The 22,464-nt window shown below is 71.4% G+C and carries 25 protein-coding genes; 20 read left to right on the top strand and 5 right to left on the bottom strand.

All coding sequences use genetic code 11. The annotated features are described in order from the left end of the window. From I4J89_RS51775 to I4J89_RS38840, 8 genes are all read left to right on the top strand, one after another. Positions 1–1,248, top strand: coding sequence for an acyltransferase family protein (locus I4J89_RS51775; RefSeq protein ID WP_196419200.1), 1,248 nt, complete (start codon positions 1–3; stop codon positions 1,246–1,248). 47 nt (positions 1,249–1,295) lie between these two features. Next, positions 1,296–2,813, top strand: a complete 1,518-nt coding sequence (gene dop / locus I4J89_RS38870) for a depupylase/deamidase Dop (RefSeq protein WP_373688193.1) — start codon at positions 1,296–1,298, stop codon at positions 2,811–2,813. A 100-nt stretch (positions 2,814–2,913) separates the two neighbouring features. Then, entirely contained in the window at positions 2,914–3,129 is a 216-nt protein-coding gene (locus I4J89_RS38865; protein ID WP_106320381.1) for a ubiquitin-like protein Pup, read from the top strand. A gap of 244 nt (positions 3,130–3,373) precedes the next feature. Then, positions 3,374–4,213: a proteasome subunit beta gene (prcB, locus tag I4J89_RS38860; protein WP_196419199.1), complete on the top strand. Its 840-nt coding sequence runs from the start codon at positions 3,374–3,376 to the stop codon at positions 4,211–4,213. A gap of 38 nt (positions 4,214–4,251) precedes the next feature. Then, positions 4,252–5,088, top strand: a complete 837-nt coding sequence (gene prcA, locus I4J89_RS38855; protein ID WP_196419198.1) for a proteasome subunit alpha — start codon at positions 4,252–4,254, stop codon at positions 5,086–5,088. A gap of 367 nt (positions 5,089–5,455) precedes the next feature. Further along, on the top strand, positions 5,456–6,814 hold the full coding sequence (gene pafA, locus I4J89_RS38850; RefSeq protein WP_196419197.1) for a Pup--protein ligase: 1,359 nt from the start codon (positions 5,456–5,458) through the stop codon (positions 6,812–6,814). Positions 6,815–6,837: 23 nt separating this feature from the next. After that, positions 6,838–7,032, top strand: a complete 195-nt coding sequence (locus I4J89_RS38845) for a hypothetical protein (protein ID WP_196419196.1) — start codon at positions 6,838–6,840, stop codon at positions 7,030–7,032. Positions 7,033–7,055: 23 nt separating this feature from the next. Next, positions 7,056–7,700, top strand: a complete 645-nt coding sequence (locus I4J89_RS38840) for an O-methyltransferase (protein WP_196419195.1) — start codon at positions 7,056–7,058, stop codon at positions 7,698–7,700. Here the strand turns inward: I4J89_RS38840 and I4J89_RS38835 are convergent. After that, positions 7,697–8,779 (bottom strand): DUF3866 family protein, encoded by a 1,083-nt coding sequence (locus tag I4J89_RS38835; protein WP_196419194.1) that lies wholly within the window; start codon positions 8,777–8,779, stop codon positions 7,697–7,699. The genes I4J89_RS38840 and I4J89_RS38835 overlap by 4 nt on opposite strands. 100 nt (positions 8,780–8,879) lie before the next feature. Between I4J89_RS38835 and I4J89_RS38830 the strand changes: the two genes are divergently transcribed. The 7 genes from I4J89_RS38830 to I4J89_RS38800 all read left to right on the top strand — a co-directional run bounded on the left by I4J89_RS38830 (position 8,880) and on the right by I4J89_RS38800 (position 13,780). After that, positions 8,880–9,875 carry a helix-turn-helix transcriptional regulator gene (locus I4J89_RS38830; protein WP_196419193.1) on the top strand — a complete coding sequence of 332 codons (996 nt, stop codon included), beginning with the start codon at positions 8,880–8,882 and terminating at the stop codon, positions 9,873–9,875. After that, entirely contained in the window at positions 9,872–10,870 is a 999-nt protein-coding gene (locus tag I4J89_RS38825; protein ID WP_196419192.1) for a helix-turn-helix transcriptional regulator, read from the top strand. The genes I4J89_RS38830 and I4J89_RS38825 overlap by 4 nt, the downstream gene beginning before the upstream one ends. A gap of 15 nt (positions 10,871–10,885) precedes the next feature. After that, positions 10,886–11,128, top strand: coding sequence for a hypothetical protein (locus tag I4J89_RS38820; protein WP_196419288.1), 243 nt, complete (start codon positions 10,886–10,888; stop codon positions 11,126–11,128). 131 nt (positions 11,129–11,259) lie between these two features. Continuing rightward, positions 11,260–11,601, top strand: coding sequence for a Sec-independent protein translocase subunit TatA (tatA, locus tag I4J89_RS38815; protein WP_196419191.1), 342 nt, complete (start codon positions 11,260–11,262; stop codon positions 11,599–11,601). A gap of 9 nt (positions 11,602–11,610) precedes the next feature. Next, positions 11,611–12,561 (top strand): twin-arginine translocase subunit TatC, encoded by a 951-nt coding sequence (tatC, locus tag I4J89_RS38810; RefSeq protein ID WP_196419190.1) that lies wholly within the window; start codon positions 11,611–11,613, stop codon positions 12,559–12,561. An 86-nt stretch (positions 12,562–12,647) separates the two neighbouring features. Continuing rightward, positions 12,648–13,547: a diacylglycerol kinase family protein gene (locus I4J89_RS38805; protein WP_196419189.1), complete on the top strand. Its 900-nt coding sequence runs from the start codon at positions 12,648–12,650 to the stop codon at positions 13,545–13,547. Between the two features lie 41 nt (positions 13,548–13,588). Then, positions 13,589–13,780: a hypothetical protein gene (locus I4J89_RS38800; RefSeq protein WP_196419188.1), complete on the top strand. Its 192-nt coding sequence runs from the start codon at positions 13,589–13,591 to the stop codon at positions 13,778–13,780. A 4-nt stretch (positions 13,781–13,784) separates the two neighbouring features. Here I4J89_RS38800 and I4J89_RS38795 read toward each other — a convergent pair whose 3' ends face one another. Further along, the gene (locus tag I4J89_RS38795; RefSeq protein ID WP_196419187.1) at positions 13,785–14,534 is read right to left on the bottom strand and encodes an HAD family hydrolase; all 750 of its coding nucleotides are present in this window, start codon (positions 14,532–14,534) and stop codon (positions 13,785–13,787) included. A gap of 75 nt (positions 14,535–14,609) precedes the next feature. Here I4J89_RS38795 and I4J89_RS38790 point away from each other — a divergent pair, with 75 nt between their 5' ends. Then, complete coding sequence (locus I4J89_RS38790) at positions 14,610–17,363, top strand: DEAD/DEAH box helicase (protein WP_196419186.1); 2,754 nt, start codon at positions 14,610–14,612, stop codon at positions 17,361–17,363. A 6-nt stretch (positions 17,364–17,369) separates the two neighbouring features. On the opposite strand, the gene I4J89_RS38785 is transcribed toward I4J89_RS38790, so the two are convergent. Then, on the bottom strand, positions 17,370–17,666 hold the full coding sequence (locus I4J89_RS38785; protein WP_196419185.1) for a hypothetical protein: 297 nt from the start codon (positions 17,664–17,666) through the stop codon (positions 17,370–17,372). Positions 17,667–17,830: 164 nt separating this feature from the next. On the opposite strand from I4J89_RS38785, the gene I4J89_RS38780 reads away from it, so the two are divergent. Together I4J89_RS38780 and I4J89_RS38775 are read left to right on the top strand one after the other, a co-directional pair. Further along, a complete protein-coding gene (locus I4J89_RS38780) occupies positions 17,831–18,616 on the top strand; it encodes an ATP-binding protein (RefSeq protein WP_309238667.1) in 786 nt (261 codons plus the stop codon). Then, positions 18,613–18,966: an STAS domain-containing protein gene (locus I4J89_RS38775; RefSeq protein WP_196419183.1), complete on the top strand. Its 354-nt coding sequence runs from the start codon at positions 18,613–18,615 to the stop codon at positions 18,964–18,966. Before I4J89_RS38780 ends, I4J89_RS38775 begins: the two co-directional genes overlap by 4 nt. Here I4J89_RS38775 and I4J89_RS38770 read toward each other — a convergent pair. Next, positions 18,963–19,343, bottom strand: a complete 381-nt coding sequence (locus I4J89_RS38770) for a VOC family protein (RefSeq protein WP_196419182.1) — start codon at positions 19,341–19,343, stop codon at positions 18,963–18,965. The genes I4J89_RS38775 and I4J89_RS38770 overlap by 4 nt on opposite strands. 59 nt (positions 19,344–19,402) lie before the next feature. Here I4J89_RS38770 and I4J89_RS38765 point away from each other — a divergent pair, with 59 nt between their 5' ends. Then, positions 19,403–20,194: an inositol monophosphatase family protein gene (locus tag I4J89_RS38765; protein WP_196419181.1), complete on the top strand. Its 792-nt coding sequence runs from the start codon at positions 19,403–19,405 to the stop codon at positions 20,192–20,194. Between the two features lie 343 nt (positions 20,195–20,537). Here I4J89_RS38765 and I4J89_RS38760 read toward each other — a convergent pair whose 3' ends face one another. Next, entirely contained in the window at positions 20,538–21,791 is a 1,254-nt protein-coding gene (locus I4J89_RS38760) for an MFS transporter (RefSeq protein ID WP_196419180.1), read from the bottom strand. 285 nt (positions 21,792–22,076) lie between these two features. On the opposite strand from I4J89_RS38760, the gene I4J89_RS38755 reads away from it, so the two are divergent. After that, the gene (locus tag I4J89_RS38755; RefSeq protein WP_230860349.1) at positions 22,077–22,463 is read left to right on the top strand and encodes a YciI family protein; all 387 of its coding nucleotides are present in this window, start codon (positions 22,077–22,079) and stop codon (positions 22,461–22,463) included. Position 22,464: the final 1 nt, after the last annotated feature.

The following is a 22,464-nucleotide window of genomic DNA, read 5'->3' as shown; positions in this document are numbered from 1 at the left end:
GTGACCGCTCCCCGCCTCGCGTGGCTCGACGCCCTCCGCGGCTACGCGGCCGTCGTAGTGGCCGCCTTCCACCTCAGCCCGGTGCTGCTCGGCGCCGACCGGCACCTGCAGATCTACCGCCAGTTCGACCTCGGCAAGTACGGCGTACTGCTCTTCTTCCTGGTCAGCGGCTACGTCATCCCGATGTCGCTGGAACGGCACGGATCCCTGCGCCGGTTCTGGATCGGCCGGCTCTTCCGGATCTACCCCGCCTACCTGTTCACCATCGCGGTCGCGCTCGGCCTGGCCGCGACCGGGATGTATCGCCTGCCCGGGCAACTCACCAGCGAGACGGCGGCGAGCGTTCTCGGACACGCCACGATGCTCCAGGACCTGCTCGGCGTGCGCGGCGTCGTCCGGCCGTTCTGGACACTCTCCTTCGAGATGACCTTCTACCTGGTGACGGCGGGACTCTTCGCCTGGCGGTGGCACCGGACCGGGGCCTGGTGGGCGGCCGGCCTCACCCTCGTCTCGCTGGCCGGCGGCACCCGGTTGCCGGATGACCTGCTCGGCGGCAGCGCCCCAGACCGCAGGACAGCCGCCGCCGCAGTCGCACTTCTGGTGATGGTGAGCTGTGGCGCGTACATCTGGCGTCGCAACGGTCTCGCGCTGCCCGCCGGCGCGATCGGCATCGGCCTGATCGCGCTGCCGCTGGTGAACGGACACGCGTCACGGTGGGTGACCAGCGCATCGTCCGCGCAGGCCGCCCTCATGCTCGCGGTGATGTTCGCCGGGACCGTGGTGTACCGGGCCCAGCACCGGCAGATCGGCCGGCGCGGTGCCGCCGCGACCCTGACCCTGGTCTTCGCCGGACTGGCGCTACACCAATGGTCGAGCAGCGGAACCGGGCTGCTGCGCTGGACCGCGATGGCGGTCGCGGTGACCGCGACCTTCGTGATCGCCTTCGCCCTGCGCAACCGGCCCGTCCCGGCGGTGCTCACCTGGCTCGGCGCGGTCAGCTACTCGCTCTACCTGCTGCACCTGCTGGTCCTCGGCCTGATCGTGCGGCTCACCGGTAACCCGCTGCTGATCGCGCTCGCCTTCACCGCCGGAACGCTTTCGGTCGCGTGGGCCGCGCACCGCTGGGTGGAACTGCCCGGGCAGGCCCTCGGCCGCCGGATCGGGGAGCGCTTCCCCGCGATCGGCGTCGCCACGCAAGGTGGCACGCCGCGCACGGGCAGCTTCGGAAAGCAACGTGAGAGCGTCTAGGCTCGATACATGAGCTCGCTTGGCTTCGTGGCGGACAAGGTGGTCGCATGAGCGTTCGACGGATTATGGGTACCGAGGTCGAGTACGGCATTTCGGTGCCCGGGCAGCCCGGCGCCAACCCCATGGTCACCTCCTCCCAGGTGGTCAACGCCTACGGAGCCCGCCCCGAACTCAACCGGGGCGGGCGTGCCCGCTGGGACTACGAAGAGGAGTCGCCGCTGCGTGACGCGCGTGGCTTCACCTACTCCGGCGCCGCCTACGACCCGGCCGAAGCCCTCGCCGACGAGGACCTCGGCCTGGCCAACGTGATACTGACCAACGGGGCAAGGCTCTACGTCGACCACGCACACCCGGAGTACAGCACTCCTGAATGCACCAACCCGCTCGACGTCGTCAAGTGGGACAAGGCCGGCGAACGCGTCATGGCCGAGGCGTCCCGGCGCGCCGCCACCATCCCCGGCGCCCACCGCATCCAGCTCTACAAGAACAACACCGACAACAAAGGCGCATCGTACGGGTCACACGAGAACTACCTGATGCGCCGGCAGACCGCCTTCGCCGACATCGTCGCCCACCTCACGCCGTTCTTCGTCACCCGCCAGATCTTCACCGGCGTGGGCCGCGTCGGCATCGGCCAGGACGGCACCGGAGCCGGCTTCCAGATCTCCTCGCGGGCCGACTTCTTCGAGGTCGAGGTGGGACTGGAGACCACCCTCAAGCGACCCATCATCAACACCCGCGACGAGCCGCACGCCGACGCCGACAAGTACCGGCGGCTGCACGTCATCATCGGCGACGCCAACCTCTCCGAGATCGCGTCGTACCTGAAGATGGGCACCACCGCCCTGGTGCTCAACATGATCGAGGAGAAGGTGTTCACCGGCGAGCTCGGCATCGCCGACCCGGTCTCCGAGCTCAAGGCAGTCAGCCACGACCCGACCCTCAAACACCTCATGCGACTGCGCGACGGGCGCCGGCTCACCGCGCTCGACCTGCAGTGGGCCTACTACGAGCGGGCCAAGCAGTTCGTCGACGACCGGTACGGCACCGACGTCGACGAACAGACCGCCGACGTGCTCGAGCGCTGGGAGGACGCGCTCGACAAGCTCGGCCGCGACCCGATGCTCTGCTCCGACACCCTCGACTGGGTCGCCAAGCTGCGCCTGCTCGAGGGCTACCGGGAGCGGGAGAACCTGGCCTGGTCCTCGCCGAAACTCCAGCTCGTGGACCTGCAGTACTCCGACGTACGGCCGGAGAAGGGCCTCTACCACCGCCTGGTCGCGCGCGGGTCGATGAAGACCCTGCTCGACCCGGACCTCACCGAGCGCGCCATGTACGAGCCACCGGAGGACACCCGGGCCTACTTCCGCGGCCGCTGCCTCGCCCAGTACGCCTCCGAAGTGGTCGCCGCCAGCTGGGACTCGGTGATCTTCGATGTGGGCCGCGAGTCGCTCGTCCGGGTGCCGATGATGGAACCGGAACGCGGCACGAAGAAGCACGTGGGTGCGCTCTTCGACACCTGCGAAAGTGCTAAGGACCTGCTGGAGGTCATCACAAGCCGGTGAGAAAACAGCCGGACCGGCGGACTGTTTTGTCACAGGCGCGAGGTAGGTTTTTCCCAACCCGATGTTGCAGGACTTCGGGTGGCTGAGAAGGGGGACATCCATGGCAACCCGAGACACAGGTGGTCAGTCGCAGAGTGGCAAGGGCCGCAGCGACCAGGAGATCGAGGACGTCACCGTCGAGGCCAATCCTGAGGTAGCCGAGCGGCACGCGGAGATCACCGAGGACGTCGACGACCTGCTGGACGAGATCGACTCCGTCCTGGAGGAAAACGCCGAAGAGTTCGTGAGGGGATACGTGCAAAAAGGGGGTCAATGAGCCATATGTCCGATTCGCAATGATCGGGCATTGAAGCCTTAGCCTCCGCCGCCGGATGCCGCCGCCTTCGGGCCCGAGTGGCATCCGGCGCCGCCTTCGCCGGCCGCGTGTGCCGCTGTGGCGCGGGCGACCGCAACACGTCGATGATGTTCATCGCGCCGCATCGGTGCGCGGGATATTGTGCTTCAACTGCACGGCGGCCTCCATCGCGCCGATGCGCGATCACGTACCTGAAAGGAACCACGTGGCGACGGGCTTTGATTCATCCGGGCGTCTACCGGATTTCTTCACCAGCACGGGGACGTCTTCCTTCACGCAGTTCCTGAGTCAGACCGCCCCCGAGCTGTTGCCGGGCCGGCGGCCGCTTCCGCCGGGGCTCTCGGCTGATGTCGCGCCGCACGGCACCACGATCGTCGCGATCGCGACGGCCGAGGGTGTGGTGATGGCCGGCGACCGGCGCGCGACCATGGGCAACCTGATCGCCAGCCGGGACATCAAGAAGGTGCACCCCGCGGACTCGTATTCGCTGATCGGCATCGCCGGCACGGCGGGTATCGGCATCGAGCTGATCCGGCTGTTCCAGGTGGAGCTGGAGCACTACGAGAAGATCGAGGGGGCGATGCTCTCCCTCGACGGTAAGGCGAACCGTCTCGCGGCTATGGTGCGCGGCAACCTGGGTGCCGCGATGCAGGGTCTCGCGGTGGTTCCGCTCTTCGCCGGCTTCGACCTCTCGCCGGCCGACTCGGGGCGCGCCGGGCGGATCTTCAGCTTCGACGTGGCCGGCGGGCTGTACGAGGAGACCGGGTACGAGGCGATCGGTTCCGGCTCGCTGTTCGCGAAGTCGGCGCTGAAGAAGCGGTACCGGGCGGGCGTGAGCACCGAGGACGCGATCCGGCTGGCGGTGGAGGCGCTCTACGACGCGGCCGATGACGACACCGCGACCGGCGGTCCGGACGTGACCCGCAAGATCTACCCGGTGGTGATGACGGCGACGGCGGCCGGCACGCACCGGCTCAGCGACGAAGAGATCACCACGGTGGCCGAGCAGGTCGTCCAGGGACGCATGGAGAACCCGGGCGGTTGATCCGCACTCGCACTACCGGAGAGAAGGAGTAGCCACCCGTGGCCATGCAGTTCTACGCATCACCCGAGCAGGTTCAGCGGGACCGCTCGGAGTACGCCCGCAAGGGCATCGCCCGCGGCCGGTCGGCTGTGGTGCTCACCTATGAGGGCGGCATCCTGCTGGTCGCCGAGAACATCACCACGCTGCGCAAGATCAGCGAGATCTACGACAAGATCGCGTTCGCGGCGGTGGGGCGGTACAACGAGTTCGAGGCCCTGCGCCGGGGCGGTGTCCGGATGGCGGACATGATCGGGCTGAGCTACGACCGGCGGGACGTGACCGCGAGGGCGCTCGCCAACACGTACACGCAGACCCTCGGTGCGATCTTCTCGGAGACGCAGAAGCCGTACGAGGTGGAGATCTGTGTCGCGCAGGTCGGTGCGTCGCCGGAGCAGGACGAGCTCTACCGGATCACCTATGACGGTTCGGTGATGGACGAGCCCGGCTTCATGGCGATGGGCGGCCAGTCCGAGGCGATCGCCAACGTGCTGCGCGAGCGGCACGACTCGGCGGCGGAGTTGCAGGTGGCTCTCGCCCTGGCGGCCGAGGCGCTGGGCAGCGTCGGCGGGGAGAACGGGCAGACCCGCACCCTTGAGGCGAAGCAGCTCGAGGTTGCGGTGCTCGACCGGCGCCGGCAGGGCCGGGCGTTCCGCCGGATCGCCGGGGCGGCGCTGGCCACCCTGCTCGGGCACGAGGCGGTGCCGAACGCGGATCTCGGTGACGTGGACTCGGCGCCGCCGGCGCCGGCCGAGCCGAAGCCGACGGTGTCCGCGGCCTCGGCCGACACCGAGGGCAAGGCTGAGAAGCCGGACAGCGAAAAGGGCGGCAAGGCCTGATCGTCGACGATGGGCGCGGCCGGAAGGCCGCGCCCTCGCTTCTTCGGGGCCATGGCCTCGGGCTCGCGGGAGTGCCGGACCGGCTTGCAGGCCGGGCTTGCGGGGCGGGCCGGGCTTGTAGGCGGGAACGGGGCCCGGCTGGGCTTGCGGGGCCGCTGGCCTGCGGATGATGGCACCGGGCCGGCGCGGCCACGTGCATGGCCCGGCGGTCGCCGGGCGGTCTTGTGGGGTGCCCGCGTCGCGTGGCTCGGCGGGACTGTTCGCTGCCCGTACCGGAAAAGCAGCGCAACCGGCGACCACCGCGGGTATCCGGGAAAGCGCGAGTTGTGACTGCCGCTGAACCGTTTCTTACCGCTAGTGTTTCGTCATGGAACGGCGAATTTTCGGCCTCGAGACCGAGTACGGAGTCACGTGCACCTATCGGGGGCAGCGGCGGCTGTCGCCGGACGAGGTGGCCCGCTACCTGTTCCGCCGAGTGGTGTCGTGGGGGCGCAGCAGCAACGTGTTCCTTCGTAACGGCGCCCGTCTCTACCTCGATGTCGGTTCCCACCCGGAGTACGCCACCCCCGAGTGCGATTCCGTCACCGACCTGGTCGCCCACGACCGGGCCGGTGAGCGGATCCTGGAAGGCCTGCTCGTCGACGCGGAGAAGCGTCTGCACGACGAGGGCATCGCCGGGGAGATCTATCTGTTCAAGAACAACACCGACTCCGCCGGCAACTCCTACGGCTGCCATGAGAACTACCTGGTGAGCAGGCACGGCGAGTTCGGCCGGCTCGCTGACGTGCTCATTCCGTTCCTGGTGACCCGTCAGCTGATCTGCGGCGCGGGCAAGGTGCTGCAGACGCCGCGCGGCGCGGTGTTCTGCCTGTCGCAGCGCGCCGAGCACATCTGGGAGGGCGTCTCCAGTGCGACGACGCGGTCCCGCCCGATCATCAACACCCGGGACGAGCCGCACGCCGACGCCGAGCGCTACCGGCGGCTGCACGTGATCGTCGGCGACTCGAACATGAACGAGGTGACCACGCTGCTCAAGGTGGGCAGCGCGGACATCGTGCTCCGCATGATCGAGGCGGGCGTGGTGATGCGCGACCTGACCCTGGAGAACCCGATCCGGGCGATCCGCGAGGTCAGCCACGACATCACCGGCCGCCGCAAGATCCGCCTGGCGAACAACAAGGAGGTCTCCGCGCTGGAGATCCAGCAGGAGTACCTGGCTAAGGCCACCGAGTTCGTCGAGCGCCGGGGTGGCGACCCGGTGGCGAAGCGGGTGGTCGAGCTGTGGGGCCGGGTGCTCAACGCGATCGAGAGCGGCGACCTGGACCCGGTGTCGCGGGAGATCGACTGGGTGTCGAAGTACAAGCTGATCGAGCGTTACCAGGCCAAGCACGAGATCCCGATGTCGCATCCGCGGATCGCGCAGCTCGACCTGGCGTACCACGACGTGCGCCGCGGTCGCGGGCTGTACGCGTTGATGGAGAAGCGCAACCAGGTCGACCGGATCTCCAACGACCTGCAGATCTTCGAGGCGAAGGAGACGCCGCCGCAGACCACGCGGGCCCGGCTGCGGGGCGAGTTCATCAAGCACGCGCAGGAGAAGCGGCGCGACTTCACCGTCGACTGGGTGCATCTGAAGCTGAACGATCAGGCGCAGCGGACCGTGCTGTGCAAGGACCCGTTCCGGGCCTACGACGAGCGGGTGGAGCGGTTGATCGCCAGCATGTAGCAACCGGATAGGCTGGCCGGGCTATGACATCGTCACACCCCGGCCAGCCCGAACCGGACCCGGACCGCCGTTTCAACCGGGTCGAGCGCCGCCGCGAGCGGATCCGCAAGCAGGTCCAGCAGGCGCGGCACGGCAGGCACCTGGTGCCGACCTGGCTGCTGGCCACGGTGCTGGGGCTGCTGCTGGCCGGCTGGCTCTACCTGATCATCACTTCTTAGAGTCTCGTCCGAAGGGCCGTGCCATGGACATCGTCGATCCCGCGGTCAGTGACTACCTGCTCGCCCACTGCTCGCCCGCCGACCGGGTGCTGCGTGACCTGGCCGAAGAGACCCACGCGAAGTTTCCGCCCGCGGACGCCGAGATGCAGATCTCGCACGACGAGGGCGAGCTGCTGACCATGCTGGTGCGGCTGACCGGCGTCCGGTACGCGGTCGAGGTCGGCACCTTCACCGGCTACTCGTCGATCTGTATCGCCCGTGGCCTTCAGCCGGGTGGCCGGCTGCTCGCCTGCGACGTCTCGCCGGAGTGGACGGGCATCGCGCGCGGCTACTGGGAGCGGGCCGGGCTGACCGACCGGATCGAGCTGCGGCTGGCTCCGGCGCTCGAGACGCTGCGCGGGCTGGACGCCGAACCGGTGATCGACTTCGGGTTCGTGGACGCCGACAAGACTGGCTACCCGGACTACTACGACGAGCTGGTACCCCGGCTGCGGCCCGGTGGCCTGCTGGTTTTCGACAACGTGCTGCGCGGCGGCCGGGTACTGCATCCGAGCGAGCGGTCCGATCAGGTCGTCGCCGCCCTCAACGACCGGATCGTCACCGACGAGCGCGTCGAGTCGGTCATGCTGCCGGTGCGCGACGGCGTGACGCTGGTCCGCAAGCGCTAGCCGAGCAGGGCCGCGGCGTGCCGGCCGGCGGCGGCCGCGGCCAGGAAGTAGCCGTGGTCCTGGTCGAGCTTGCGGCCCATGGTGGACAGTGGCACCGGGCACGCCCGCAACGCCGCGTCCAGGCCGCCGGTGGCGACGCGGACCAGGCGGTGGCGTCCGCCGAGCGGCGCGAGCGCGGCGTCGACTGCCGCGGCCAGGGCCGGCTCGAGGCCGTCCGGCACCGGCAGGTCGGCGGGCGCCAGGGCGACTTTTCCGTACGCCGTCAGGCTGTGATGTGACACCCCGCGGTGCCGGTCCCGCCCGTCCCCGCCGGAGATCCGCAGCGAGCCGACCGGCCGCCCGCCCAGCACCGCGACCGCGTTGATCGCCTCGCCGAGCGCCACCCCGGAGAACCCCCAGGTGGTGCCCGTCCCCAGGTTGCCGGGGCCCTGGGCGACGATGGTGATGTCGGCGCCGAGCACGTGCCGGGCGGCGAGCAGGCCGGTGTGCACGGTGCTCGCCTCGAGGTCGCCGCCGAACGCCTGGCCGGTCGTGACGGTGCCGGCCAGGTGGTCGCGCAGGCCGTCGAGGGTCCGGGAGAACCAGGCCGGCAGCGCCCCGCCGTCGGTCATCAGGTAGGCGACCCGGGCGTCCGGCCGGTCGGCGTGCACGCCGGCCAGGATCGCCGGGAGCGCGGAGTGCAGGTCGGCGGTCACCACCGGCATGCCGTCGATCGAGGTGGCCGCGGCCATCACGGTACGGTGCGGTGACGCCTCCTCGTCGACGCCGAGCAGGATCGGCTGCAACGGGGTGTAGCGGGCCTTGACCAGGTGGCCGCTGTCGCGGGTGGTGCCCGCGGCGGGCGGGTCGGGCGGCAGCCGGTCGGGGAGCGCGACCACCAGTGCGTACCCGCCGGTGCCCAGGCCCATGACCAGCGCGCCCACGTTCAGCAGCACCCGGTCGCCGGGCTCGGGCGAGCCGACCAGACCGGGGTAGGCGAGGGCGCGCAGCGGCCCGTCGGCGGTCTCCACGTCCAGCTCGACGGCGCCGTGCCATTCCCGTCGCACCGACCGGACCGTCCCGGACCGCCATCGCACCATGCCGGGACCCTATAAGGGCGGTTCGGCCCGGTCTCCCGCCGGGTCGGGGAACCGTGCACGAATAACAGTCCGAACGTGTGGGCTGCTAGCGTTGCCTCTCGTGTCGCGCACTCGTACTGAGCGCCTGGTAAACCTGGTGATCTGCCTCCTGTCCACGCGCCGGTTCCTCACCGCCGCGCAGATCGCCGCGACCGTGCCCGGATACGAGCACGACGCCAGCGATCCACGCGATCACGAGGCCTTCCAGCGCAAGTTCGAGCGGGACAAGGCCGAGCTGCGCGAGCTTGGCGTGCCGCTGGAGACCGGCACCGACAGCATCTTCGACTCCGAGCCCGGCTACCGGATCGCGGCCCGCGAGTACGCGCTGCCCGACATCCACCTGGCGCCGGACGAGGCCGCCGCGGTCGGTATCGCGGCGCGCCTCTGGCAGCACGCCGGTCTGGCCGCCGCCGCCTCCTCCGGGCTGGCCAAGCTGCGCGCCGCCGGCCTGGAGGTGGACCCGCAGGCCACCCTCGGCGTGGAGCCGGTGGTGACCGTCGACCCGGCGTTCGGCCCGCTCACCGCGGCGGCCCGGCAGCGGCGCGCGGTCACCTTCAAGTACCGGGTGCCCGAGGGCGACGAGGCCAACACCCGGCGTCTGGAACCGTGGGGCGTGGTCTGCTGGCGCGGCCGCTGGTACGTGGTCGGCCACGATCGGGACCGGAACGCCACCCGCTGCTTCCGGCTGTCGCGCATCGTCGGTGACGTACGCGCGGTCGGGCGCCAGGACGCGTTCACCCCGCACGAGGACGCCGACCTGATCAGCCATGTGGCCCGCTCCTCCGGGCCGATCGCGCGTACCGGGCGGGCCACCGTGACGGTCCGGCCCGGCCGTGCCGCGGGGCTGCGCCGGATGGCCGTCGAGACCGTGCCGGGCACCGACGGGGACCGGCTGACCATCGCCTACGGGGACGTGGAGTGGCTGGCCGCGCGGATCGCGGCGTACGGGCCGGATGTGCGGGCCGACGGGCCACCGGAGCTGCGCGAGTCGGTCATCCAGCACCTCAAGGAGCTGGTGGCCCGGCACGAGCGGGTGCAGCCGGCGGTGACGCCGTGACGCCGCAGCAGCGGGGCGCCGCACCCCGTGCCTCGGCCGACCGGCTCGGGCGGCTGCTCAATCTGGTGCCGTACCTGCTGGCCCGCCCGGGGATCCGGGTCGCCGAGGCGGCGGCCGACCTGGGTGTGACCGACAAGCAGCTGCGCGAGGACCTGGAGCTGCTCTGGGTGTGCGGGCTGCCCGGGTACGGGCCCGGCGACCTGATCGACATGGCGTTCGACGGCGATCGGGTGACGATCAGCCACGACGCCGGCATCGACAAGCCGCTGCGCCTCAACCCGGACGAGGCGCTCGCGCTGGTGGTGGCGCTGCGGATGCTGGCCGAGACGCCGGGCATCGGCACCCGGGACGCGATCGAGCGGGCCCTCGCCAAGATCGAGAGCGCGGCGGGCGACCTGGCGGACGCCCCGGTGGCCGTACGGCTGCCGGCCAACCAGGAGAAACTCGCCGCGGTACGGGCCGCGGTCGACTCCGGGCACGCGCTGCGGCTCACGTACTACACGGCGGCCCGGGACGAGACGACCGAGCGGGTCGTGGACCCGATGCGGATGCTCATGGTGAGCGGTTTCGCCTACCTGGAGGCGTGGTGCCGCCGCGCCGAGGGCACCCGGATGTTCCGGATCGACCGGATCGACGCGTTCACCGAGCTCGCCGAGCCGTCCGCCCCGCCGGTCGGCGCGGTGCCGCACGACGTCAGCGACGGCGTCTTCCGGCCCGGCCCGGAACTGCCGCTGGTCACCCTGCGGGTCGGCCGGGGCGGCCGGTGGATCACCGAGTACTACCCGGTCGAGGAGGTCCGCCGTGAGCCGGCCGAATGGCTGGTGACCATGCGGGTCACCGACCTGGGCTGGGCGCAGCGGTTCCTGGCCGGGCTGGGCCCGGACGTCACCGTGGTCGCCCCGCCCGAGCTGGTTGAACGGATCCGGTCCCAGGCCACCACCGCGCTGGACCAGTACGCCGCGCCGCAACCGGCGGCACCGGAGGCGGGCCGGTAGGGTGACCGCGTGGTGATGTGGGTCTGGATCGCCGTCGCGGCGATCGCGCTGTTCGTGCTGGTGTCCGTGTCCGTGCGTCTGCTGGGGCGGCTGTCCGAGTTGCGGCGGGCGGCGATGCGGCTGCGGCACCGCCAGGAGCAGGCGCAGCGGTTGCAGGCGGGCGCGGAGTCGCTCCAGGAGACGATTCTGGCGCTTCAGGAGAAGGCCGAGGTCACCCAGGAGAGGGTAGCGGTGATCCAGGCCGCAACGGGCCGCTGAGCGCTGTTCGCGCTCCGTTGCCCAGGACTTCCCAAGATCATAAGAATCCCAGAGCATCCAGCGGGCAACTTCACCGGAAACCACACGTACGATGGACCCCGCAACCTGATCCGACCGACTGGAGTCATCCCATGGGCATGCTCAAGCCATGGCACATCATCGTTCTCGTCGTGGTCCTCGTGCTGCTCTTCGGCGCGAAGCGGCTGCCTGACGCGGCCCGCTCGCTGGGGCGCTCGCTGCGGATCATCAAGGCGGAAACCAAGGGCCTGGTCGACGATGACAACGTCGCGGAGAAGGCCGAGCCGCAGCACAGCCGCACGCCGCTCCAGGGCGAGGTGCAGCAGCCGTACCAGCAGCAGGGCTACCAGCAGGCGCCCCCGCCCGGCTACCAGCAGGCGCCCCCGCCCGGCTACCAGCAGCAGCCGCCGGCGCAGCCGTATGTCGACCCGGTGCAGCGCACCAACGACCGCTGATCCGGGACGATGCGCCTGAGTCTGCGCCGTAAGGGGCCGACCAAGTTCGATCAAGCCGCCGACGGCTCGATGACACTCATCGAGCACGTCCGGGAGTTGCGCAACCGGCTCTTCATCGCGTCGATCGCGGTCGTCGCCGGCCTGATCGTCGGCTTCATCATCTCCAAGTGGACCTTCGAGATCCTGAAGGCTCCCTACTGCGATCTGCCCAGCTCGGCCGACCAGACGGGCAGCTGCGAGTTCATCACCCTCGCGGTGACCGACCAGCTCATGCTGCGGCTGAAGATCGCGCTCTGGGTGGGTCTGCTGGTCGGCGCGCCGGTCTGGCTGTACCAGCTTTGGGCGTTCGTCGCGCCGGGCCTGCACCGCCACGAGCGCAAGTGGGCCTACGTCTTCGTAGCGCTCGCGACCCCGCTGTTCGCCGCCGGCGCGGTGCTCGCCTACTTCGTGATCGGGCACAGCCTGGCGTTCATCATGGAAGCCGGTGTGATCGGCGAGCCGACGAAGCTCGAGGTCACGTCCTACGTCGGCTTCGTGATGAACATGCTGCTGCTGTTCGGGGCGGCGTTCGAGTTCCCGCTGCTGCTGCTGATGCTCAACTTCACCGGTGTGGTCTCGGCCCGCAGGCTGCTGAGCTGGTGGCGGACGGTGGTCTTCCTGTCGTTCGCGTTCGCCGCGATCGCCACGCCGGACCCTGGACCGTTCGGGATGACGCTGCTGGCCGCGTGCATCACCCTGCTGTACTTCATCGCTGTGGGCGTCGCGTTCATCAACGACAAGCGCAAGGGCCGCGGCAAGGAGATCTACGCCGGTCTCGACGACGACGAGATCTCGCCGCTCGCCGAGGAACGCGTGCCGGTCGGTGCGTCCGACCCGATCGAGGCGCCGACCTCGGTCTCCGCGCCGGCGCCGGTGGAGAAGCCGGCACCGCTGGAACGCCGCTACGACGACATGACCTGAGACAGCCCGAGCTGACGACGACCGCCGCGCCCACCTGGGCACGGCGGTCGTTTGGTTCGCGGCCGGGCAGCGTACCGTTCGCGGCTGTGACGAGCGACTTCATCGCGGTGCTGGCCAACCCGTCAGCGGGCCGGGGGCGGCATCGCGGGCTGCTGCCGGGCGTCGTGCAGGCGCTGGGCGCCGGTGGGCGGACCGTGCGGCTCCTGGAGGCGCACAACGGCCTGGAGGCCGAGGCGGCCTGCCACCAGGCGGTCGGCGAGGGCGCGGCGGCGGTGGTCGCGGTGGGCGGGGACGGCACCGTGCACCGGGCGCTGCAGGCGGTGGCGGACCGGCCGGTCGGGTTCGGGGTGGTGGCGGCCGGGACGGGCAACGACTTCGCGGCCGCTGTGGGCGTACCCCTCGATCCGATGCTTGCCGCGGAGCAGATCAGCGCGGCGCTGCGTGCCGGGCGCGACCACCGGTTCGATCTGGCCCGGACCGAAAGTGCCCAGGGTGAGCGGCGCTGGTTCTGTGCGGTGCTCGCGGCCGGCTTCGACGCCCTGGTCAACGAGCGGGCCAACCGGATGCGGCGCCCGAAGGGCCCGCGCCGCTACGACGTGGCGATCCTGCTGGAGCTGGCGCGGCTGCGGGCGCGCGGGTACGTGGTGCACGCGGACGGCGTGCGGCACAGCTTCCCGGCCGAGATCGTCGCCGTGGGTAATTGTCCCAGTTACGGCGGTGGGATGCGGATCCTGCCGGACGCCGACCCGGCGGACGGGATGCTCGACGTGATCTTCGCGGCGCCGCTGGGGCGGATGAGCGTGGCCCGGCTCAAGCCGCGCCTGCGGCACGGCACCCACGTCACCGACCCGCGCGTCACCGTGCTGCGGGCCAAGCAGGTGCGGATCGAGGCCGAGGGGATCATCGGGTACGCGGACGGCGAGCGTCTCGGGCCGCTGCCGCTCGAGATCACCTGCGTTCCGGGTGCGGTCCGGTTGCTCCGCTGAGCCAGGGGTCAGTTTTCGCCGGACGGGCCGAACTGTCTGGCATGACCAACACGATCGGTAGCAACTCCTCGATGGCTTCGATGGCGTCGTCGGTCTTCGGCAGCGCACGCCAGGCGTTCAAGGCGATGGCCGACGCGGCCACCAGCCCCGAGGTCGGCGGTGACGAGCAGGCGTGCGCCGAGTCCGCCGCGAAGCGGGGCCGGCGCGGCACCGTGCTCGACTGCTACGCCTGAGCCCTCACGGGCAGCCGGCCAGAGCCAGTGTCGCGCCCAGGCCGTTGGTACGGCCCGGCTCGGCGGCCGGCAGGACCAGCGCGGCGCATCCGGCCCGGACCGCACCGGCGTCAGCCGGGGTGTCGCCGACCATGAGGGTGCGCTCCGGGTCCACGCCGAGCATGCCGCAGGCCCGCAGGAAGATCGCCGGGTCCGGCTTGGTCCGGCCGACCTCGAAACTGAGCGCGTACGCGTCGACCAGCTCGTCCAGCCCCCAGGACGCGAAGTGCGGCCGGATGTCGAAGCCGATGTTGCTGACCACCCCGATCTTGATCCCGGCGTCGTGGAGTTTGCGCAGGGTGGGCTCGGTGTCCGGGTAGGGCAGCCAGCCGTCCGAGGTGAGCAGCCGCTCGTACAGCGCGTCGGCGAGGCCCTCCACGTCGGTCTGCACGGTCGACGCCAGCCCGGTGTAGGCGGCTCGGTGACTGTGCGCGTACAGGTCGCGGTCGGCCCAGTGCTCGGCCAGATGCGGCGGCACCCGGTGCGGCAGCGGCCCACCGGCCCGCCCGGCGGTCAGCAGCCGGTCCGCCAGGATCGTCGCCCGGCCCCGGTCCAGTACCGCGCCGCAGGCCGCGGCCGCGGCGACCACCCAGGTCAGCGGGTCCTCCACCTGGGCGAGCGTGCCGTGGAAGTCGAACAGCACCGCCTCTACCGGACGCAAATGACTAGGCGGGTGATCGGTAGGTACGAGAGCATCCGGCACGCGTTGCACCATACCTAGCGGGCCCGACCCGCCCGACGGCCGCCACCGTGTCGCAGATTGTCATATCCACGAACTAGCCTGGTGGTCATGACGAGTCCCGCCGAAAGGTATGCGGAATCCAAACGGCGGGCGGCGCGGGTCGCGCAATTCCCGGCCCTCGAGGATTTCATGCTCGACGTCGGCTTCGACCTGGACGACTTCCAGCGCGAGGCCTGCGAGGTCGTGGAGCGGGGCAACGGCGTGCTGGTCTGCGCGCCGACCGGTGCGGGCAAGACCGTGGTCGGCGAGTTCGCGGTGCACCTGGCGCTGCGCTCGGGGGAGCGCAAGTGCTTCTACACCACTCCGATCAAGGCGCTGTCCAACCAGAAATATCACGACCTGGTGCGGCGCTACGGCGCCGACAAGGTTGGGCTGCTCACCGGCGACAACGCGATCAACGGTGACGCCCCGGTGGTGGTGATGACCACCGAGGTGCTGCGCAACATGCTCTACTCGGGCTCCGACCAGCTGCGCGGCCTGGCCTACGTGGTGATGGACGAGGTGCACTACCTCGCCGACCGGTTCCGCGGCGCGGTCTGGGAGGAGGTGATCATCCACCTGCCGTCGTCGGTGACCCTGGTGTCGCTGTCGGCCACGGTCAGCAATTACGAGGAGTTCGCCGACTGGCTGGTCACCGTCCGCGGCGAGACCGAGGTGGTGGTCAGCGAGCACCGGCCGGTGCCGCTCTGGCAGCACATGCTGGTCGGCCGCCGGATGTTCGACCTGTTCCACGACGCCGACGCGGCCAGGAAACACGACGTGCACCCCGAGCTGCTGCGCTACTCGCGGGAGATGGAGCGCCGGCTCGAGTTCACCGACCGGGCCGCCGGGCGCGGCGGTGGCGGCCGTGGTCGCCGCTGGACGCCGCCGCCCCGCGCCGAGGTGGTGGACCGCCTGGAGCGGGCCGGGCTGCTGCCGGCCATCCTGTTCATCTTCAGCCGGGCCGGCTGCGACGCCGCCGTGCAGCAGTGCCTGGCGGCCGGGCTGCGGCTCACCGACCCGGAGGAGCGCGCCGAGATCCGGCGCATCGTCACGGCCAAGGTGGCGAGCATCCCGGCCGAGGACCTGTCGGTGCTGGGCTACTGGGAGTGGCTGGACGGGCTCGAGCGCGGGGTCGCCGCGCACCACGCCGGCATGCTGCCCGCCTTCAAGGAGGCGGTCGAGGAGTGCTTCGTGCAGGGCCTGGTCAAGGCGGTCTTCGCCACCGAGACCCTGGCGCTGGGCATCAACATGCCGGCCCGGTGCGTGGTCCTGGAGCGCCTGGTGAAATACAACGGCGAGGCACACGTCGACCTCACCCCGGGGGAGTACACGCAGCTCACCGGCCGGGCCGGGCGGCGCGGCATCGACGTCGAGGGGCACGCCGTGGTGCTGTGGAGCCCCGACGTGGACCCGCGGCACGTGGCCGGTCTCGCCTCCACCCGGACCTATCCGCTGCGCTCGTCGTTCCGGCCGTCCTACAACATGGCCGTCAACCTGGTCGGCACGGTCGGCGCGGACAAGTCCCGGGAGCTGCTGGAGTCGTCGTTCGCCCAGTTCCAGGCGGACCGGTCGGTGGTCGGGCTGGCCCGGCAGGTGCAGCGCAACGCCGAGACCATGCAGACGTACTCGGAGGACGCCGCCTGCCACCACGGCGACTTCGAGGAGTATTTCGCGATCCGGGTGGCCATCTCCGACCGGGAGAAGTCGCTGTCCCGGCAGGGCGTGGCGCAGCGCCGCACCGCCGCGGTCTCCTCGCTGGAGAAACTGCGGATCGGCGACGTGATCCGGGTGCCGCAGGGCCGCCGGGCCGGGCTCGCCGTGGTCATCGAGCCGTCCGCGGACGGATTCGGCGAGCCCCGGCCGCTGGTGCTCACCCAGGACCGCTGGGCCGGGCGGGTCGGGCCCGGTGAGTTCAGCGGCGAGGTCGAGGTGCTGGCCCGCGTCCGCGTACCGAAGAATTTCAACCATCGGTCCCCGGGCGCTCGCCGTGACCTGGCCGCCCAAGTCAGCGGGACCGGGCTGGACCGCCACCCGGACCGGCGGCGCAGCCGGGGCCGGGTCGCGCCGGGCGAGGACGCCGAGATCGCGCTGCTCAAGGTCCAGCTGCGGCAGCACCCCTGCCACGCCTGCCCGGAGCGCGAGGACCACGCCCGCTGGGCGGAGCGCCGGCATCGTCTCCAGCGGGACACCGACGCCCTGCGGGACAAGGTGGCCGGGCGGACCGGGTCGCTGGCCCGCACGTTCGACCAGGTCTGCGCGGTGCTCTCGGCCCGCGGCTACCTCTCCGCCGACGGTGAGGTGACCGAGGCCGGCCGGATGCTCGGCCGGATCTGGTCGGAGGCCGACCTGCTGGTCGCCGAGTGCCTGCGCCAGGGTGTCTGGGACGGCCTCGCCCCGGAGGAACTGGCGGCGGCCGTCTCCATGGTGTTGTACGAGTCGCGCCGCGAGGGCGAGGACCGGGCCTCGGTGCCGAAGGGCCCGATCACCGCCGCGGTGGACGCCTGCGCCAAGCTCTGGGGCGAGATCGCCGCCGACGAGAGCGAGCACGGCCTGGCGCTGACCCGCGAGCCGGACCCCGGGTTCGTCTGGCCGATGTACCGCTGGGCCCGCGGCGAACCGCTGGCCCGGGTCCTGGCCAGCGGCCAGCAGTACGACGCGGACATGCCGGCCGGTGACTTCGTCCGGTGGGCTCGCCAGGTGCTCGACCTGCTCAGCCAGATCCGCGAGGCGTCCGCCGCGTCGCCCAGCGTGCGGGAGACCGCCCGCAAGGCGGTCAAGGCCGTGAACCGGGGGGTGCTGGCCCTGCAGACCGGCCTGTGACGCCGGTCAGGGCCGCGGAGACGTCCGGGTCCAGCCGCGTTCGCCGCGACGCGACGTCGCGGCGACGCACCGCGGGCAGATGTGGCGCACCTGGTCCTCCGCCGTGACGACGTCGGTGGCCCGGAAATCGAACCGGACGTGCGGGAAACGGCGCAGCCTGGTGCGGCTCAGCGCCAGGCCGCACACGGTCTGATTGGTTCCGGGCCGCCAGGCGTGCACCTCGCCGCCCGGCTGCCGGACACCGGCCTCGTCGGTCCACTCACTGGAGGCGGCAACCTGGGCCGTCAGCACCTTCGTAGCCATACGAACCGACTTCCCGCGTCGCGGATGGTGAATCCCCGTTGACGAGATCTTCCGGACAAATCAAGAATTGCGGGGCAGCATAGACAACCGCTGATAACGCCGGCCGGGAGAAGGGCGCCATGGTCGCGGGCTCACCACATCTGATCGGTTCGTCCGATGACGCCGTGGCCGAGTCCGTGCTGGCGGTCATCGACGCCGACACCGCGGTCATCGAGCTGTCCGTCTGGGGGCGGTGGGACCGTTCGCTGTCCGCCCAGGCGCGTACGGTGCTCGACAAATGCCTGGCCGAGCACCCCACCGGGCTCATCGTGGACCTGCACGAGCTCAGCGACTCGCACGCGGTCAGCGCGCCGCTCTGGCTGACCGCCTGTGCGCAGGCCGCCGCGATGCGTCCGCCGGTCGGGATCGCGCTCTGTGTCCAGGCGACCGCGCCGCTGGCCCGCCGGCTGAGGCGGCTCGGCGCGCGCGACTGGCTGGTCCTCTACGCCACGATCGCGCAGGCCCGGGCCGCCATGACCGGCCACCGCGTCCTGCACGACCGGATGCACCTGGCGCTGCCCCCGGACCCGGCCGGCGCCGTGTCGGCCCGCTCGCTGGTCACCGACGCGTGCACCGTCTGGAACCTGCCGCACCTGTGCCAGCGGGCCCGGCTAGTAGTGTCCGAACTCGTGGTGAACGCGGCCGAGCACGCCGGCACCGACATCGAGGTGATCGTGTCGCCGCGCGGCGAGGGCGACGCCGCCGCGCTGCACCTGGCCGTCTACGACGGCGACCTGATCCTGCCCCGGCTCCGTGACCCGGTCACCGGGCCGCTCGGCCCGTCGCTCGCCGACCGCGGCCTGGGCCTGCGCATCGTCGGCGCGGCCGCCTCCGACTGGGGCGCGCTCCCGGCCCGCAGCGGCAAGCTCGTCTGGGCGATCATCCGCAGCCGGCCGGAGGTCCCGGCATGAGCGGCGGCCGCCCGTCCGGCACCCGGATCGCCGGAACCCGCGTCGGCGACCGGCTGCTGATCACCCTCTACGGCAGCCTCGACGCGATGTCGGTCGGGGCGCTGCAGACCCAGCTCTTCGACATGGCGCAGGTGCACGATCTGATCGGGCTCGGCGTACCGGTCCGGCAGATCCACATCGACCTCGCGGAGGTGGACTTCTGCGACGCCGCCGGCCTGCGCATGCTGCTGGCGGCGCGGCGGGTCGCGGAGGCCCGGAAGGCGACCTGCCACCTGCACGATCCGCAGCCGCACCTGCGCTGGCTGCTACGCGCCACCCAGGCGGCCGACCTGTTCCATCTGGAAACCTAGGGCCAGGTGTTGTGATCGGCGTCGAACAGGGCCTGGTCGCTCTGCACCGGCACCACGCAGACCAGGTGACCTCCGGGCGCGCGCAACGTGGTGAACCCGTCGTTGTCCACCTCCACCACCGCGCCGAGCCCGATCAGCCGGGCCCGCTCGGCCGGCACGTCATCGGTCTCGATGTCCAGGTGGTAGCGCGCCGCCCCGTCGATCGCCTGCACGTCCACGCTGAGACCCGGCACGGCGTCATGCAGCGTGACGAACTCCTCCTCGCCGGGGACCGGCCGGGCGGGCGCGCCGAGAGCGGCCGACCAGAACCGCGCCGCGGCGTCGGCCTCGGCGAGTGGCGTGTCGATGAACAGTCCGAAAACCCGGCTGCGATGCATGATCCAACCCTTCCGTCACTCGTCCGAACTCGCAACCGCCGGCTGGCAGGATGGGGATCATGGCTGATGATCTCTCCCTGGCCCGCGACGCCGCCCTCGCCGGTGCCGCCGAGGCGTTGCGGCACTTCGCGGCCCTCGCCGACCTGCCCCGCGAGGTGAAAGCGGACGGCTCGGTGGTGACCCGCGCGGACCGGGCGGTCGAGGCGGTCATCCGCGAGGCGCTGACCGCCGCCCGGCCCGGCGACGCGATCCTCGGCGAGGAGGAGGGCGAGACCGCCGGCACCGGAGGCCGCCGATGGATCATCGACCCGATCGACGGGACCGCCCTGTTCGTCGCCGGCGACAAGCGGTGGCTGGTCCTGGTGGCACTCGAGGAGCAGGGCGAGATCACGGTGGGCGTCGCGGTCGTACCGGCCCTCGGCCGCCTGTGGTGGGCCCAGCGCGGCGGCGGCGCCTACGAGGGCCGCTTCCAGGACGGCCGGATCCTGGACGAGGCTCGCATCCAGGTCGCCACCCCCGCCTCCGGCGAGCTACCCGGCAGCCGCCTCGGCGTAGTGCCGGACTGGGCCCGCGAGGTCGCCCAACCACTGATCGCCGTCGCCGACGAGCGGCCGTGGCCGCTGCATCCGCCGCTGATGGTCGCCCGCGGCGACCTGGACCTGGCCATGCAGACCTGCGGCCAGATCTGGGACTTCGCCGCCACCTCGCTCATCGTGGCCGAAGCCGGCGGGCACTACAGCGGCCTCGACGGCCGCGTCCGCCCCGGCGCGGGGCCGTCACTCTTCGCCGCTGACGCCGCCTTGCGCGATGCCGCCCTGAAATCCCTGAGCCGCGCGCCGGCCGCCCGGTAACGCTGGACGCGCCGCCGCCGGCCGGCATTCGTGAGCGCGGCCGGCATTTGGGCGCGGCCGCCGGGCCGGTAACGCTGGGCAGCGCAGCCGCCGGCCGGTAACGCTTTTCGGGGTACGCGTGACCGGTTGTCGCGCCGAACCGGGGCCGTCCCGCCGTACCACGCGACCGGCTGCCCGATGGCGGCCCCAGCGCGACCGCCGGGAAACAGCACGGGTCAGGCATGAACCGGCGCTGGGGGCCGTGAGCGATGGTGTGGCCGGCCGGCCCGGCCACCTGCCTGGGCCCGGCGGGCGCGGTGGGGCGGGGACCGGGCAGGTGATCGCGTGGTGCGGTGGGGACGGGTCAAAGGGGCGGGGACGGGCGATCGGCGTACGCCGCGGGGTTTTGATTGAGGGCCGTCGCGTGCCGCAGTGGCCGCCACGCGCCGGCGGCTATCGCGGCCATCGCTGCGGAGGCCAGCCAGAACGGGGTGGTCAGGCCCCAGATACCGGCCAGCAGGCCGCCGATGAGTGAGCCGATGGCGGCCGCGCCGCCGGATTCGAGGAGGGCGTAGACGCTGCCGACTCGGCCGAGCAGATGTGGCGGGACGATGCGTTGCCGCAGCGTGGCTATCGTGATGCCCCAGATCATGCCGTGCGCGCTGAACAGGACCAGGGCGCTGGCGGCTACCAGCGGTGATCGGGTCCAGGCCAGGGTGGCGTGGACCAGTGTCTCGGCCACCAGGTCAGCGCGGAGTACCGCGGTCGCGCCTACCCGGTTGGTGAGCGGGACCGCGATCAGCGAGCCGATCAGGCCGCCGGCCGCGAAAGCGGTCAGCAGGAGGCCGTAGCCGACCTCGGAGAGGCCCAGGCGATCGCGGGCGTAGAGGACGAAGATCGCGAAGGCCGCGCAGAAGACGATGTTGGCGAAGCCCATCGCGACGGCGGTGGCGCGTAGAACCGGGTGCCGCCACAGCCAGCGCAGTCCCTCGCCGATCTCGGTGCGCAGGCGGCGCCGGGGCGCCGGTGGGGCGGCCGGCACCGGTGGCAGGCCGGCGACCAGGGCCGCGGCGATCACGAAGGTGAGGGCGTCCAGGCCGAACGGTACGGCCGCGGCGATGCCGTAGAGCCAGGCGCCGAAGGGTTTCGCGGCGAACTGGTTGATCACGGTGAAGGTGGCGCCGAGCCGGGCGTTGGCCCGGTCCAGATGCTCGGGTGCGACCACGGCGGGCATCAAAGCGCCCGCGGCGGTGTCGGCGGCGGTCTCCGCGCAACCGAGCAGGAAGATCACCGCGTAGATCAGCGGCACGGTGGTGTGCCCGGTGGCCACCGTGAGGGTCAGCACGGCCAGTGCGGCGGCACGCACCAGGTTGACCACGATGATCAGCCGCCGGCGGTCCAGGCGGTCCACGTAGGCGCCGCTGACCAGGCCGAAGAGTAGCCAGGGGACCTGGCCGGCGATCGCGCCGCCGGCGATCAGCGTGGGGTTGTCGGTGACCGAGAGCAGCAGGAGCGGGCCGGCCACCATGGTGACCCCGTCGCCCAGGTTGGAGACCGCGGACGCGGCCCACAGACGGTTGAAGCCCACGCCGAGGCGCGGGCCGAGAAGGGTACGCAAAAGAGCTCCTCGAACCAGGAAGGAAACGGTCGTCGTGGACCGCCTCGCGGCGAGGAGCGACTGCCGGTGGCTGGTTAGCGGGCGGCGTGCTCTCGCGGCGAAGCGGAGACCGTGACCATGTCGAGGCGCATATCGACTCCTGTCTCGAACCGGAGAGGGTGCGGGGAGTCTATCCCGGAGCCGTCTTCAACGAAATTTTCTGGGACGGTGTCGTATCGGGGCGCGGCCGTTCGTGGAACTAGTGTGCGGCAGCCGGAAATAGGCTCGCCTCAGGACCAGGAGGAGATGACCGTGACGGAGTACCTGATCGCATTCAACGACGAATGGGTGCCTGAGCATACGGCGGAGGAGATCAGCGCGAAGGGTACGGCCGCCCGGGCCGTGGTCGACGAGATGCTTGCCGAGGGCGTCCTGATCTTCACCAACGGCGCGCTCGACCGGTCCACCGTGGTGTGTGGCGTCGAGTCGGTTGACGGCAAACCGGTCTTCACCGACGGGCCGTACGTCGAGACCAAGGAGCACCTCGGCGGCTTCGTCGTCTTGGACGTGCCCGACGACGAGGCGGCGCGATACTGGGCCGGCCGGCTCGCGACCGCGCTCGACTGGCCGCAGGAGGTGCACCGGTTCCGCGGGCCCGGGCGGGTCGGGCGCAGGGATCCCGGACAGGAGTGAG

Source organism: Actinoplanes aureus, from assembly GCF_015704865.1.
GTDB classification, from domain to species: domain Bacteria; phylum Actinomycetota; class Actinomycetes; order Mycobacteriales; family Micromonosporaceae; genus Actinoplanes; species Actinoplanes aureus.
This window is presented reverse-complemented; position numbering and strand designations above follow the sequence as displayed.

Coding starts and splice junctions, on each gene's coding strand:
- dop (WP_373688193.1), top strand. CDS start 1,296: ATGAGCGTTCGACGGATTATGGGTACCGAGGTCGAGTACGGCATTTCG.
- I4J89_RS38865 (WP_106320381.1), top strand. CDS start 2,914: ATGGCAACCCGAGACACAGGTGGTCAGTCGCAGAGTGGCAAGGGCCGC.
- pafA (WP_196419197.1), top strand. CDS start 5,456: ATGGAACGGCGAATTTTCGGCCTCGAGACCGAGTACGGAGTCACGTGC.
- I4J89_RS38845 (WP_196419196.1), top strand. CDS start 6,838: ATGACATCGTCACACCCCGGCCAGCCCGAACCGGACCCGGACCGCCGT.
- I4J89_RS38840 (WP_196419195.1), top strand. CDS start 7,056: ATGGACATCGTCGATCCCGCGGTCAGTGACTACCTGCTCGCCCACTGC.
- I4J89_RS38835 (WP_196419194.1), bottom strand. CDS start 8,779: ATGGTGCGATGGCGGTCCGGGACGGTCCGGTCGGTGCGACGGGAATGG.
- I4J89_RS38820 (WP_196419288.1), top strand. CDS start 10,886: ATGTGGGTCTGGATCGCCGTCGCGGCGATCGCGCTGTTCGTGCTGGTG.
- tatA (WP_196419191.1), top strand. CDS start 11,260: ATGGGCATGCTCAAGCCATGGCACATCATCGTTCTCGTCGTGGTCCTC.
- tatC (WP_196419190.1), top strand. CDS start 11,611: ATGCGCCTGAGTCTGCGCCGTAAGGGGCCGACCAAGTTCGATCAAGCC.
- I4J89_RS38800 (WP_196419188.1), top strand. CDS start 13,589: ATGACCAACACGATCGGTAGCAACTCCTCGATGGCTTCGATGGCGTCG.
- I4J89_RS38795 (WP_196419187.1), bottom strand. CDS start 14,534: ATGGTGCAACGCGTGCCGGATGCTCTCGTACCTACCGATCACCCGCCT.
- I4J89_RS38790 (WP_196419186.1), top strand. CDS start 14,610: ATGACGAGTCCCGCCGAAAGGTATGCGGAATCCAAACGGCGGGCGGCG.
- I4J89_RS38785 (WP_196419185.1), bottom strand. CDS start 17,666: ATGGCTACGAAGGTGCTGACGGCCCAGGTTGCCGCCTCCAGTGAGTGG.
- I4J89_RS38775 (WP_196419183.1), top strand. CDS start 18,613: ATGAGCGGCGGCCGCCCGTCCGGCACCCGGATCGCCGGAACCCGCGTC.
- I4J89_RS38770 (WP_196419182.1), bottom strand. CDS start 19,343: ATGCATCGCAGCCGGGTTTTCGGACTGTTCATCGACACGCCACTCGCC.
- I4J89_RS38765 (WP_196419181.1), top strand. CDS start 19,403: ATGGCTGATGATCTCTCCCTGGCCCGCGACGCCGCCCTCGCCGGTGCC.
- I4J89_RS38755 (WP_230860349.1), top strand. CDS start 22,077: ATGACCGTGACGGAGTACCTGATCGCATTCAACGACGAATGGGTGCCT.